Genomic DNA, 11,677 nt, shown 5'->3' with positions numbered 1-11,677 from the left:
AGGGCAACCCAGATGGTAAGTCTTATCTATAAACCTCGGCTACGAATGAGTGCAGACGGAGGGCCCGGGTGGTGTAGTGGCCCATCATACGACCCTGTCACGGTCGTGACGCGGGTTCAAATCCCGCCTCGGGCGCTCTCCGTACCGCAAACTCACTTCAGTAAGCCCGGGTGGTGTAGTGGCCCATCATACGACCCTGTCACGGTCGTGACGCGGGTTCAAATCCCGCCTCGGGCGCTTTTCCGAACGTTACAAGCCAAGCGACGCGTCTTGTCGCGTCGCGACCCCTACGTGCTGTAACCGCCAGACAGAGGGATTTGAACCAAGGAGCGAAGCGAGCGTCAGCGAGCGGAGCGACCGGGGTTCAAATCCCGTCACACCCGTTCGTTCACATCGTTCACTCACGAGAGTTCCTGAGTTCACCTCACGCTGTTCGGTGAACTCCCGTCTCGGGCGTACGTTTCGGCGAACCCCCGACCGAGCGCCGCGCTCCGCACTCAGCCGACCAACCCGCCCACTGCCCCACCAATCGCAACCCCGACCAACGCCGCCAGCAACGTCCCGAACGCATACCGCGCCGCCGTGTCGTAGTCGCCCGTTTCGGCGAGTTCCGCGACGCCGACCGCGAACGACGAAAAAGTCGTGAAGGCCCCGCAGAAGCCGGTTCCGGCGAGCGTCGCGGCCGCGTCGCCGACGGGTGCGGTGGCGAGAAAGCCCAGCGCGACGCTCCCGAGAACGTTCACCGTGACGGTGCTCCACTTGCCGACGACTCGCTGGTCGACGGTGTGCCGGGAGACAGCGCCGGCCATCCCGCCGACGCCGACGAGGGCGGCCGAGAGAAGCGAGAGGGTCATCGCCGCCCTCCGAACGCGAGGCCGAGCGCGGCGGCGGCGAAGCCGAGCACGTAGTTCGCGCCGACGTTGAGCGCGCCGCCCATCGGCGACAGCGACGCGGTCTGGACGGCGAACGTGCTGTACGTCGTGAGCGACGAGAGCAGTCCGGTCCCGAAGAACAACTGCGCCCGGCGGGAGGAGACAGACGTGATGAACGTCCCGAGGAGGAAGCTCCCGAGGACGTTCACCGCGAGCGTGCCGGCCGCGCCGGGAATCGCGACGGAGACGGCGTAGCGCAGTGTCGCGCCGGCGAAGCCGCCGAGGGCGACAAGCGCCAGTTCCGAGCGGTCCATACGGCACTTCTCCGTCCAGACTACTCCACGGTTTCGGAACGCTCGCGCTCGGGGACCGCCCTCGGTGTCGCGCCGCCGTCGGGGGTCTCTCGGGGTCGGACTCGCACGTCGTGGACGGTCTCCGTGGTGTCGTCGACGACGAGCGCACAGCCGCGTTCCCGCGGGAGCCGAGCGCGGAGCGATTCGTCGAAGTACGTCGGGTCGGCGGCGGCCATCGCCGACACGTCGGGGCCGGCGGTGAGCCGGTGGACGACCCGAAGGTCGGCCTGCGAGACGGCGACCTCGGGGAGCGCCGAGGGGCGCTGGGTCGCGAGGACGACGCCGACGCCGGGGGCTCGCCCGCGCGTGAGAATCGTTCGAAGCGCCGGCTCGGCGAGTCCGCCGGCGAACGCGTGGGCCTCGTCGAGAAGCAACCACGGGATGCGGGAGACAGAACCCGCGACGCGGGCGTCGTAGAGGCCGCGGGCGACGACGCGGGCGACGGCGTTCGCGGGGGTCGCGTCCAGACCGGAGAGGTCGAGTACGTCGGGCGCGGGGCCGCAGAGCGACCGCGGGTCGAGGCCGTCGGGGGAGAACACGTCCCACGAGTCGGCGAGCGCGAGGTGATTCGCCGCGGCTCTGCGCGCCTCGGGCGCGGCGTCGGCGTCGGCGACGGCCCCGCGCATCGCCAGGAGCGAGTCTTCCTCGGCCGCGAGTCGCCACACGAGCGACCCGGCGGGGGCGGTCGGGTCGAGTCCGAGCAGGTCCGGCCACGCGCTCGGCGGGAGCGCGTCGGCGCGGACGCTCGGCGCGTCGTGAACCGTCGCGTCTATCGGCGATTCGGCGAGGCCGCCGAAGACGCCCATCGGGTCTATCACGACCGGCGCGACGCCCCCAGCGCGTGCCAGTCCCTCGGCCACGACGCCGAGCGTGTGGGACTTCCCGCTCCCGCGCTTGCCGACGACGACAGCCGCGTGCGGGCGGTTCACGTCGAGGCCGACGGCCGCGCCGTCGCTCCCGTCGCGGGCGCGGTAGCATCCGAACCGACAGATCGGGCCTTCGTCGTCAGAGTCGCGGCCGATGACGTGCATGGCGCTCACTGGTCGCGCGATGCGACTTGAACCCCCGGACGAGGGTTTATATACGAACCCGCGGCCAGACGGCCCATGCTCGATATGTTCCGGTCAGACACGCGCGCTATCGAAGGTCTCCCAGTTCGCCTCGTCGTCGCCCTCGTGGTCGGCGTCGCCAGCATGAGCGTCATGCTCAACATGCTCTCCGGGGTGCAGGGTCTCGCCACCTCGGAACTCGACGTGAAGCCGACGCCGGACGTGGTCGGCCCGGGCGAGCAAGCGCTGGACTTCACCGTCGTCGACCACGAGGGCAACCCCGTCGAGGGCGCGACGGTCATCGTGAAATCCGGAACCGCCGAAATCGACGGCGTGGCGACGGCGAAGAGCGGTGACGGCGGGTCTGCGACCGTTCAGGTCGATGCCGAACTCGGCGCGAACCGCGAGGACGGAACGCTCGTCGTGGACGTGAAGCCGCCCGCCGGGGAGTCGTTCGTCGACCGCCGTGAGAACACGAACGTGCTGGTCGTCCAAGACTGAGCGCCGAAGGCACGACCCGCGGCCTCAGCGTTCGGGGTGCGTCGCCGCGTCGAAGCCCCCGCGGACCAGCGGCTTGGCGATGTGCCGGCGGGCGCACGGCGGCACCTCGTACCAGCCGGGTTCGAGGTCGCGGTCGACCGCTCGCTCGACTTTCCCGGGCGCGTCGGTCCCGCAGTCGCGGCACCGATACCCCTGATTTCTCCCGGCGCTTTTCATCGTCCGCCCGCAGTCGGGACAGACGGGCGTCGCGGGCTCCGTCCGCACGAGGTCGCGGACCGCGAACTTCTCCAGTTTGAGCGTCCCGTCGCCGACCTCGCCGCAGGCGGTGAGGGCGTCGCCGACGCGGAGCGCCCGCACCCGGTTTCGGAACCGCTTCGTCGGCTCGAAGGCGGCGACGGGGACCACAGAGCCGTCGGCTTCGAGGTCGAAAAAGACGTGGCCGCCGGGGCGCGTCTCCGGTTCGGAGACGACGGTGCCGGCGACGCGGTAGGCGCGGCCGTCGCGGAGGTCCGAGACCGCGCCGTCCCGGAGGTGCGCGTCGGTCCCCTGATTCGTGAGAAACGTCGCCGAGCGGTCGACGGGTTCCGAGTCGATGGCGGCGGCGACCTCGCGGACGGTGTCGGCGTCGTCGCCGCGGATGCCGTGGAGAATCGGCCCCGGCGCGTTCGGCACGCAGACGGCCTCGCCCTCCTCGCGGTCCACCGTGTCCCACGCCTCGGGGTACGCCGCGTCGGCGGCGTCGAAGACGGAGTCGAAATCCACCTCGCGGGGCGTCCCACAGCGGTGGAACTCGCGGTAGGAGATGTGTTCGTAGGTCCACTCGTCGAAGGCGGCCCACGCGCCGACGGCCGCGAGCGCGCCGATGCGGCCGCGACCGCCGTGCCAGCCCTCGGTCAGGAACCCGGAGCGCTCGGCGAGAGTGACCGCGGCGTCGGGGTCGTGGAAGTCGCGGACGGCGTCGCGGGCGAACTCGGCGACGGCGGTCGAAACCGTGTCGGCAGACCCCGGCGCGACGACGACGCCCGGGCTGGTTCGGTCGTCGTCGAGGACGGCCCAGCGGTCGAGTTCCTCGCGGGCGAGGTCGAACGCCGCGCCCGCGGGGAGGTCGGTGTGAATCGCCAGCGCCGCGTTCCCGCGGGTCTTGTGTTCGACCGCGGGGTTCAGGCGGACGAGGAGCCGCCGCTCGACAGTTCCACCGCGGGCCTCGACTGCCTCGGCGACGAGCGTCGCCAGATAGGTCGTACACATCCCGAGCGTGCGGGAGTCGGTGTCGTCGAGGCCGATGACGGTCATCGGCGGAGATTGCCGGAGGGCGCAGTAACGCCTTTCGGGTCGGTCGCAACTATATAAATGCGGCATCGAGAACGGAGATACCACGGCGAGGGCGGCGGTATCGGGGAAAACGCTTTATGGGCCGAATCGCTTATTGCCCCCTATGTCCCGGTCAGCGCTGGTTGGTAATGTCGCCGCGATGCTCCAAGACGCGGGCTTCGTCGTGAGCGACCGCATCGCCATCCGGCCGAAGAGCTTCGACCTCGCCGCTCGGAGGGGCGAGGACCTGTTGCTCCTCAAAATACTGGGGAACATCGACGCGTTCGACGGCGTCACCGGCTCCGAGATGCGGCGCCTCGGCTCGTACCTCGACGCCACGCCGTTGGTCGTCGGGCTTCGGACCCGAGACGAGGACCTCAAACCCGGCGTCGTCTACTTCCGCCACGGCGTGCCGGTGTTGAACCCCGACACCGCCATGGACCTGTTCGTCGAGGAGGTTCCCCCGCTCATCTACGCCGCCCCCGGCGGGCTGTACGTGAGCCTCGACGGCGACATACTCGCCGAAGAGCGGCAAGAACGCGGCTGGAGCCTCGGACAGCTCGCGACCGAACTCGGCGTCTCGCGGCGCACCGTCTCGAAGTACGAAAACGGCATGAACGCGAGCATCGAGGTGGCGATTCACCTCGAAGAGCTGTTCGACCGCCCCTTCTCGAACCCGGTCGACGTGCTCACGGGCGCGGAGGACGTGCGCGACGCCGAGCCGACGCCCGACGACCCCGACGTGGACCCCGACGACGAACACGTCCTGTCAGTGCTGACGCGCGCCGGCTTCACCGTCCACCCGACCGCCCGCGCGCCGTTCAAGGCCGTCAGCGAGGACGCCGGGCGCAGAAAGGAGACGAACGTCCTCACCGGACACTCGCCCTTTACCCGAAGCGCCGAAAAGCGCGCCCAAATCATGTCGTCGCTCGGCGAAATCACGCGGACCCGCTCGGTGTACTTCGTCGAGGAACAGCAGAAGCGCGAGTCGGTCGACGGCACCGGCATCGTCAGCTGTGAGGAACTCGCCGCCATCGACGACCCAGACGAGATTCGCGACCTGATTCGCGAGCGAACCCGCGACCCCGCAGAGAGCTAACCGCAGGGGTCGCGACCGGCTCTCGTGCGGCGTTGTGACTATCGTTATCGTCGTTGCCAGCGTAGCAGTTGCTATGTCGAACGCGCGGGGGCCGAACGGGGACGGTGGGGCGAGCGAAGCGTCGCGGGCCGCCGTCGAGACGCTGGCGGCCGCGGTGTGGCGCGAGGCCGCCGCGTGGCCGGCGGTCGAGCGGACGGTGCTTTTCGGCTGTCCGTCGTTCCGGGCGAACGGGACGCTCTTCGCCGTCGTCTCGGAACAGGGGCTCTCGTTTACCTCGCTTCCGGCCGCGTCGCGAGCCGCGGTTGCGGAGCGCCACCGCGTCCTGCCGTTCGAGGCGAACGGTCGCGTCGTCGGGTCGTGGACGACCGTCGATATCGAACCGAGTCGGGTCGCCGAACTCTCGGCGGCGCTCCGCGCGAGCTACGAGGCGGCTCTCGGTCGAAAACGAGAACGGTAGGCGGGAGCGTGACGCTCACCGCGGGACGGGCCGGACAGAGCGGACGGGATTACGCCGCCGAGCCGTAGGTCTCTTCGAGGTAGTCGACGATATCGTCGCTCTCGGCCATCCCCTCGATGCCGTGTTCCTCGTCGACGAGGACGGGGACGCCGGTCTGGCCGCTTACCGCTTCGACCTCCGTGCGCTCGGCGTGGGCGCTGGGGACCATCTGCGACTCGTATTCGAGGTCGAGTTCGGCGAGTTTGTCTTTCACCTTCGCGCAGTACGGACAGCCTTGCAGTTCGTAGAGGATGAGGTCGGACATCACGCCGAGGTATGGAGCCGCGGCTAATGAGTGCCATGGTCTTATGCAATCGCGCCACACGACCCCGACGGGAGCGCCGCGGGTCGCGGGCGGTTACGACTCTACGACTCGAACAGCCCGCGGAGCGCGTCGAGGAGCCGCCGGCGCATCAGATAGAGTTCGCCGCCGGTCGCGGTGAGACCGACGCCGACGGCGCACGCCGCCGAAAAGAGGTCCCACGGCGTCATCCAGACCGGGCGGAGCCACGGGAGGACGTGCGACAGTCGGGTCGAAAGCCCGCTCATCGGCGCTTCGAGCGGCGTCCCGGCGAACGTCGATTCGACCCGCGCGACGAAGCCGACGCTCTCGTTTCCGCCCGCGGTGAGGTTCGCGCTCCCCGTGATTGGGTACGACCCGCTGGCGTTGAGGTCCCGAATCGTCGGCCCGGAGGACTCGTCGCCGTGGGCGACGCGCTCGGCGTCGTACGGTCCCCACGTCGCGTAGTACTCCCAGACGACCTCGCCGGTCGGCGTGATTTCAATCACGCGGTGGTTGAGCGTGTCGACGACGAGCGTGTTCCCGTTGGGGAGTCGGTCGGCGTCGCGCGGCCAACTGAGCGTGTTCGACCCGACGGACCACGTTCGGACCCACTCGCCGTCTTCTTTCGCGTACTCGACGACGCGGTTGTTCCCGCTGTCGGCGACGAGCACGGTCGGCGTGCCGTTCTCGCTGACCAACCAGTCGGGGTTGTGCTGTTCGTTGAGCACGTCGTGGTCGTCGTCGGTGCCGAGCCGCTCGACGATTTCTTTCGACTCCATGTCGACGACGATGGCCTGGTCGAAGTTCCGCGGCGACAACAGGAGCCGACCGTCGCCGATGTAGTCCACGTCGTTGACGTGGCTCCAGTCGGCGTTGTAGCCGCCGTCGGTGTCGGCGGGGAAGTGGTTCTTGAAGTACCACTCCCACGTGATTTCGTCGGTGGTCCGGTTGTACACGACGATTCGGTCCTCGCTGACGCCGGCGGAGTCGTTCCACTCGCGCATGTTGGCGATGAGGAGTTCGTCCTCGCCGAAGGCGTCGACGTCGTGGGTGTCTTCCATGTCGAACCGCTGTTCCCAGACCCGTTCGCGGGTGTCCGGGTCGAGTTCGAAGACGACGGTGTCGGTCCCGCGGGGCGACGAGACCAGCAGGTTCCCGTTCGGAAGCGGGTCGACGTCGAAGAACCACGCGTTCCCGTTGGACGAGTCGTCGTACGTCCACTGGAGGCTCCCGCGCTCGCCGACCGAGACGACCCGAGCGGGCTTCTTCGGGTTCGTGTTGCCCTGGAAGGTGTAGCCTTGGACGCTCACCAGCGTCGAGCCGTTGGCGGGGCTGGTGACGGTCCCGGGTTCGAGGCTCGTCTGCTGGGAGGGGTCGTACGTCAACGCGGAGACCGCAGAGGGCGCGAGAAGGCCGATGATGAGGAGAAACACGGCTCCCCGGAGGGCGAGCCGGTCGGTAGGCACGTTCATACGGAGTGACTTAGAACCGCGTCTGTCCAATACTTTATGAATCCCGTCGGGCCGTGAGAAAATCAGTACGGCGAGAGGGTCGTCGAACGTGATTAGACCTGCGCTTGCAACATCCCCGAGGTGCGGACGACGAAGTAGAGAACGAACGCGACGGCGAGCGCCCACTGGCCGGCGCTGACCTCGTCGTACTCGCCGGCGGCGACCTTCACGAGCGGGTACGAGACGATGCCCGCCGCGATGCCGTAGGCGATGGAGTACGTGAACGGCATGACGAGGATGGTCATGCCGGCGGGGATGGTAAAGGTCAGGTCGTCCCACTCGATGTCGACGACGTTGCGGAGCATGACGACGCCGATGACGACGAGCGCGATGTGGGAGGCGTACTGCGGGATGGCCGTCGCGAGCGGGACGATTGCGAGCGACGCGAGAAAGAGGAGTGCGACGACGAGCGCGGTGAGGCCCGTGCGCCCGCCCTCCTCGACGCCGGTGGCGGACTCGATGTACGTCGTGACCGTCGAGGTGCCGAGCATCGCGCCCGCGGTGGTGCCGACCGCGTCGGCCATGAGCGGCTTGTCGATGTCGGGGAGGTCGCCGTCCTCGTCGAGGAAGCCCCCGGCCTGACCGACGCCGACGAGCGTGCCGGCGGTGTCGAAGAAGTCGACGAAGAAGAACGTGATGACGATGAGGGCGAAGCTGAACGCCTCGACGTTGCCGAAGCCGGAGATGAACGCGCCGGCCAGCGGCGTGATGTCGTAGGTCGCCGCCGAGGAACCGGCGACGAGGCCGGCCTCAGCCGAGACGAGGCCCGAGGCGGTGAGACCCCAGCCGAGAACCGACGTGCCGATGATGCCGATGATGATAGAGCCGGGGACGTTCGCCGCGTAGAGGGCGAACGTGAAGAACAGGCCGACGATGGAGACGATGGCGATGGGGTTCGACGCGAGGTTCCCCATCGTGACGAGCGTCGCGGTGTCGTCGACGACGATGCCCATCGCCTGCAACCCGATAATCGCTAAGAACAGCCCGATACCGGTCCCGACGGCCATCTTGACCGGTTCGGGGAACACTTTGATGATGGCTTCGCGCGCGCCGACGGCGGTGAGCGCGATGAAGATGATACCCTCGACGAAGACGGCCGCGAGCGCCGTCTGCCACGGGACGCCCAGCGCGCCGACGACGGTGAACGCGAAGAAGGCGTTCAGACCGAGCCCCGGCGCTTGCGCGAAGGGCCGATTGGCGTAGAACGCCATCACCGTGGTCGCGATGGCGGCCGCGAGGATGGTGACGACGGCGAGCATCGACTGGACCTCACCCGGCGTGTAGCCGGCGATGGCGATGCCGTCGACGCCCTCGATGTACGGTTGGTCTGTGAGAAGCGAGGGGTTGACGACCACGATGTACGACATCGTGAGGAACGTCGTCAAGCCCGCGAGAATCTCGGTCCTGACCGTGGACCCGTGTTTATGCACGTCGAAGTAGTTTGCGAGGGTTTCAGAGAGCCCCATGATGCACGACTAAGCATACCCATGATTCCACACATAAGCATTACCATCCTGACGAAGAAATTTACCCACAAACGTGGGTTAAACGACTCGTTCGGCGTGAACGAACGGCACAGAAGTGCCCATTTTCACACCACGTGTAATCGAACTAAGTAGTTCAGAACAGTGTATCGGCGCGGTCGCGAGGCGTCAGTCGAAACTGCTCAGCGCGCCGACCGGCGCGTCGGTGAGTTCGCGGGCGCGGTTCGTCCCCTCGTCGCCGACGGCGATGAGCGCGAAGACGCCGGCGATGTCGGCGTCGGCCTGCAAGGCGATGTCCAAGAGGAGTTCCTGGGTCTCGCCCGAGCGGATGAGGTCGTCCACGACGAGGACGCGCTCGCCGTCGTCGATGGCGCTGGCGGGGAGGTAGTAGGTGAGTTCGATGCCGGACGCGAGGCGCTGACGGGATTCGATGAAGTCCTCGACTGCGGTCTCTTTCGACTTCTTCGCGTACGCGAGGCGCGCGCCGAAGTAGCTCGCCATCGCCGCGCCGAGGGTGATGCCGTCTGTCGCCGCGGTCAGAATCACGTCGGGCCGTTCGAGGTTCAGCGTGTTCGCCGCGACGGGCGCGACGAGGTCGAGGAACGACTGGTCGAAGACGACGCCGGAGTTGTCGACGTAGCCCTCGTCGTCGAATCGGACGCGGGCTTCGAGTTCGTCGGCGAGCGCGTCGCGGCCGACGCCCTCGACGACCTCGCGGGCGCGTTCGACCCCGGGCAGGACGTGCCCGTTGACGTAGCGGTTGAGGTCGCCGGCCGGCAGTCCCGTGAGTTCGGCCAGCTCGTCGTACGTCCGGGTCTCTTTGAGCATCCGGAGCACGGAGACAGCCTGTAACTGGAGTGCGGCCTTCTCTGCTCTGTTCATGCCTCCGCCTTCGTACTTGCACAAAAATGAATACTTCGATTACCGATTCCGAGTGAATTAGTCACAAGCGTGTATTGGCGTATTAGCGGTCGGCGTCAGCCAACAGGTCCTCGGCGGTGAGAAGCGACTCCAGTTCGATGTCGTGGTCGGCCAGCAGTTCCGCCGCGCCCTCCTGTCGGTCCACGACGACGATGACGCGGTCGACGACCGCGCCCGCCTCGCGGAGCGCCTCCACGGCGTCGACGGCGCTCTGGCCCGTCGTCGCGATGTCTTCGAGGACGACGACCTCCTCGCCCTCCTCCAGTGCGCCTTCGATTCGCTTGGCCGTGCCGTACTCCTTCGCCTTCTTCCGGGCGATGACGTACGGCTTGTTCGTCTCGACCGCGGTCGCGGCCACGAGCGGGACCGCGCCGAGCGCGACGCCGGCCAGTTTGTCGTCGTCCGCGACGCGCTCCGCGAACGCCTCGGCGATGAGCTTCAGACACCGGGGGTCGGTCTCGAAGAGGTACTTGTCCACGTAGTAGCTCGACGTGCCGCCGTGAGAGAGCTCGAACTCGCCGAACTGGACCGCGTCGGCGGCTCGGAGCGCCTCGATGAGTGCTGTGTTCGCCATCTTGTTTCGAGAGGGTTCAGGGAGGCGCTTAAGCGGGTTGGTTCGGGGTGAGCGGCACAAATAGTCGGCCGTACCCGAGAGATATATCATCCTACCTGTGAGAGAAGAGATGAATTCGTTCTCCGACCCGGACCACCTGCGGAACACGGCAAAGACTGGCTGGCTGTGGCTCGACGGGAAACCGAGTCACTTCTCGATACCTCAGTCGTCTTAGAGAAGGTTGAGTTCGTCCGCTGTATCGAGTTTCAATCCGCGGACGCGGACGACGGACGCACCACGATGCACAACGTGGTCTTTCGTGTTTCAGTATCTGATGATGTAGTTATTGAGAAGACACAGAAACAGGAAGACCGGGTGCTTAGCTGGTTTGCAGGAGTTCCTGAGGAACAGGAAGGAGACGTTGCCGGCGATATTCGACATTTCGTGGAGAACTGACGTGGCGAGGTCCGGTTGAACCGGTTCAGCAATCGTTCTGTTACTGTACCGCGAGCGAGGCCGAAGGCCGAGTCTCGCGGCCTTTTTTCCTTCAGGTTTCTCAAGGAGCGGGTCACCGGAGGCGACCCCGACGCAGAAAAAAGTGGGTCACCAGGGCTCGTTTTTCAGCCCCAGCAGGTACGCGCCGACGTTGGTGACGACGTGAAGCACGGGCGTCATCACGAGCACGACCGCGAGCACGGGCAGGGTGAACGTCGCCGCGAACCAGCCGGGGGCGGCGACGAACGCGAGCGCGAGCGCGCCGACGACGAAGTCGAGTTGGTCGAGTCCGGGGAAGGCGGCCCCGCGCTCGCGGCCCGACCGGCGCTTGACGAACGACGCGCCGATGTCGCCGAGCATCGCGCCGAGCGCGAGACCGAACCCGGCGGCGAGCGGGAACGTCGGGAGCGCGACGCCGAGCGCGCCCGAGACCGCGGGCCCGACGGCGTTGAGGACGACGGCGAGGAGCGTCCCGGCCAGCGTCCCGGCGGCGGTGCCGCGCCACGTCTTTCCGTCCCCGAGGACGCGCCGGCCGCCCCACGTGCGCCCCCCGTCGATGGGGCGACCGCCGCCCGCGAGGACGGCGGCGTTGTTCGGCACGTACGCGGGCAACATCGCCCAGAAGGCGGTGGCGACGAGAGAGACGACCATACCGACCCGTCCGCGGCGAGGAATGTAAGTTCCGACGGTTCGTCGCCGCTCGAAGCGCCGGAGTCGTTCGATTTCGCGTCCGAATCGATGATAACCCT

Annotated in this window: 14 protein-coding genes and 2 tRNA genes; 6 read left to right on the top strand and 10 right to left on the bottom strand. The window is 67.6% G+C overall.

Going from position 1 to position 11,677, the window contains the following annotated elements:
• Positions 1-62 precede the first annotated feature (62 nt).
• Positions 63-135 (top strand) — tRNA-Asp (locus C438_RS09040).
• Positions 136-164: 29 nt separating this feature from the next.
• Positions 165-237: transfer RNA gene (locus C438_RS09035), tRNA-Asp, on the top strand.
• Between the two features lie 260 nt (positions 238-497).
• Here the strand turns inward: C438_RS09035 and C438_RS09030 are convergent.
• The 3 genes from C438_RS09030 to C438_RS09020 are packed head-to-tail and all read right to left on the bottom strand — an operon-like array spanning position 498 to position 2,256.
• The gene (locus C438_RS09030; protein ID WP_004969056.1) at positions 498-854 is read right to left on the bottom strand and encodes a fluoride efflux transporter FluC; all 357 of its coding nucleotides are present in this window, start codon (positions 852-854) and stop codon (positions 498-500) included.
• Positions 851-1,186, bottom strand: coding sequence for a CrcB family protein (locus C438_RS09025; RefSeq protein WP_004969055.1), 336 nt, complete (start codon positions 1,184-1,186; stop codon positions 851-853). Before C438_RS09025 ends, C438_RS09030 begins: the two co-directional genes overlap by 4 nt.
• A gap of 20 nt (positions 1,187-1,206) precedes the next feature.
• Positions 1,207-2,256 (bottom strand): ATP-binding protein, encoded by a 1,050-nt coding sequence (locus C438_RS09020; protein WP_004969054.1) that lies wholly within the window; start codon positions 2,254-2,256, stop codon positions 1,207-1,209.
• Between the two features lie 75 nt (positions 2,257-2,331).
• On the opposite strand from C438_RS09020, the gene C438_RS09015 reads away from it, so the two are divergent.
• Positions 2,332-2,775, top strand: coding sequence for a DUF7382 domain-containing protein (locus C438_RS09015; protein ID WP_004969053.1), 444 nt, complete (start codon positions 2,332-2,334; stop codon positions 2,773-2,775).
• A gap of 24 nt (positions 2,776-2,799) precedes the next feature.
• On the opposite strand, the gene C438_RS09010 is transcribed toward C438_RS09015, so the two are convergent.
• The gene (locus tag C438_RS09010; protein ID WP_004969052.1) at positions 2,800-4,068 is read right to left on the bottom strand and encodes a tRNA(Ile)(2)-agmatinylcytidine synthase; all 1,269 of its coding nucleotides are present in this window, start codon (positions 4,066-4,068) and stop codon (positions 2,800-2,802) included.
• 142 nt (positions 4,069-4,210) lie between these two features.
• Here C438_RS09010 and C438_RS09005 point away from each other — a divergent pair, with 142 nt between their 5' ends.
• Together C438_RS09005 and C438_RS09000 are read left to right on the top strand one after the other, a co-directional pair.
• A complete protein-coding gene (locus tag C438_RS09005; protein WP_004969051.1) occupies positions 4,211-5,185 on the top strand; it encodes a transcriptional regulator in 975 nt (324 codons plus the stop codon).
• Positions 5,186-5,258: 73 nt separating this feature from the next.
• Positions 5,259-5,642: an MmcQ/YjbR family DNA-binding protein gene (locus C438_RS09000; protein WP_004969050.1), complete on the top strand. Its 384-nt coding sequence runs from the start codon at positions 5,259-5,261 to the stop codon at positions 5,640-5,642.
• Between the two features lie 49 nt (positions 5,643-5,691).
• On the opposite strand, the gene C438_RS08995 is transcribed toward C438_RS09000, so the two are convergent.
• From C438_RS08995 to pyrE, 5 genes are all read right to left on the bottom strand, one after another.
• Positions 5,692-5,946: a glutathione S-transferase N-terminal domain-containing protein gene (locus C438_RS08995; protein WP_004969049.1), complete on the bottom strand. Its 255-nt coding sequence runs from the start codon at positions 5,944-5,946 to the stop codon at positions 5,692-5,694.
• A 101-nt stretch (positions 5,947-6,047) separates the two neighbouring features.
• Complete coding sequence (locus C438_RS08990) at positions 6,048-7,436, bottom strand: aryl-sulfate sulfotransferase (protein WP_004969048.1); 1,389 nt, start codon at positions 7,434-7,436, stop codon at positions 6,048-6,050.
• 92 nt (positions 7,437-7,528) lie between these two features.
• Positions 7,529-8,941 carry an NCS2 family permease gene (locus C438_RS08985; RefSeq protein WP_004969047.1) on the bottom strand — a complete coding sequence of 471 codons (1,413 nt, stop codon included), beginning with the start codon at positions 8,939-8,941 and terminating at the stop codon, positions 7,529-7,531.
• A 186-nt stretch (positions 8,942-9,127) separates the two neighbouring features.
• A complete protein-coding gene (locus C438_RS08980) occupies positions 9,128-9,841 on the bottom strand; it encodes a phosphoribosyltransferase family protein (protein WP_004969046.1) in 714 nt (237 codons plus the stop codon).
• Positions 9,842-9,923: 82 nt separating this feature from the next.
• On the bottom strand, positions 9,924-10,454 hold the full coding sequence (pyrE, locus tag C438_RS08975) for an orotate phosphoribosyltransferase (RefSeq protein WP_004969045.1): 531 nt from the start codon (positions 10,452-10,454) through the stop codon (positions 9,924-9,926).
• 279 nt (positions 10,455-10,733) lie between these two features.
• Between pyrE and C438_RS19505 the strand changes: the two genes are divergently transcribed.
• On the top strand, positions 10,734-10,889 hold the full coding sequence (locus C438_RS19505) for a hypothetical protein (RefSeq protein WP_160166864.1): 156 nt from the start codon (positions 10,734-10,736) through the stop codon (positions 10,887-10,889).
• A gap of 147 nt (positions 10,890-11,036) precedes the next feature.
• On the opposite strand, the gene C438_RS08970 is transcribed toward C438_RS19505, so the two are convergent.
• Entirely contained in the window at positions 11,037-11,579 is a 543-nt protein-coding gene (locus C438_RS08970; RefSeq protein ID WP_004969044.1) for a CDP-2,3-bis-(O-geranylgeranyl)-sn-glycerol synthase, read from the bottom strand.
• Between the last annotated feature and the right edge of the window lie 98 nt (positions 11,580-11,677).

The sequence above is a fragment of the Haloferax denitrificans ATCC 35960 genome (assembly GCF_000337795.1).
In the GTDB taxonomy this organism is placed as follows: domain Archaea; phylum Halobacteriota; class Halobacteria; order Halobacteriales; family Haloferacaceae; genus Haloferax; species Haloferax denitrificans.
This window is presented reverse-complemented; position numbering and strand designations above follow the sequence as displayed.

Excerpts from the sequence above, each read along its gene's own strand:
- C438_RS09030 (WP_004969056.1), bottom strand. The coding sequence starts at position 854 with ATGACCCTCTCGCTTCTCTCGGCCGCCCTCGTCGGCGTCGGCGGGATG.
- C438_RS09025 (WP_004969055.1), bottom strand. The coding sequence starts at position 1,186 with ATGGACCGCTCGGAACTGGCGCTTGTCGCCCTCGGCGGCTTCGCCGGC.
- C438_RS09020 (WP_004969054.1), bottom strand. The coding sequence starts at position 2,256 with ATGCACGTCATCGGCCGCGACTCTGACGACGAAGGCCCGATCTGTCGG.
- C438_RS09015 (WP_004969053.1), top strand. The coding sequence starts at position 2,332 with ATGCTCGATATGTTCCGGTCAGACACGCGCGCTATCGAAGGTCTCCCA.
- C438_RS09010 (WP_004969052.1), bottom strand. The coding sequence starts at position 4,068 with ATGACCGTCATCGGCCTCGACGACACCGACTCCCGCACGCTCGGGATG.
- C438_RS09005 (WP_004969051.1), top strand. The coding sequence starts at position 4,211 with ATGTCCCGGTCAGCGCTGGTTGGTAATGTCGCCGCGATGCTCCAAGAC.
- C438_RS09000 (WP_004969050.1), top strand. The coding sequence starts at position 5,259 with ATGTCGAACGCGCGGGGGCCGAACGGGGACGGTGGGGCGAGCGAAGCG.
- C438_RS08995 (WP_004969049.1), bottom strand. The coding sequence starts at position 5,946 with ATGTCCGACCTCATCCTCTACGAACTGCAAGGCTGTCCGTACTGCGCG.
- C438_RS08990 (WP_004969048.1), bottom strand. The coding sequence starts at position 7,436 with ATGAACGTGCCTACCGACCGGCTCGCCCTCCGGGGAGCCGTGTTTCTC.
- C438_RS08985 (WP_004969047.1), bottom strand. The coding sequence starts at position 8,941 with ATGGGGCTCTCTGAAACCCTCGCAAACTACTTCGACGTGCATAAACAC.
- C438_RS08980 (WP_004969046.1), bottom strand. The coding sequence starts at position 9,841 with ATGAACAGAGCAGAGAAGGCCGCACTCCAGTTACAGGCTGTCTCCGTG.
- pyrE (WP_004969045.1), bottom strand. The coding sequence starts at position 10,454 with ATGGCGAACACAGCACTCATCGAGGCGCTCCGAGCCGCCGACGCGGTC.
- C438_RS19505 (WP_160166864.1), top strand. The coding sequence starts at position 10,734 with ATGCACAACGTGGTCTTTCGTGTTTCAGTATCTGATGATGTAGTTATT.
- C438_RS08970 (WP_004969044.1), bottom strand. The coding sequence starts at position 11,579 with ATGGTCGTCTCTCTCGTCGCCACCGCCTTCTGGGCGATGTTGCCCGCG.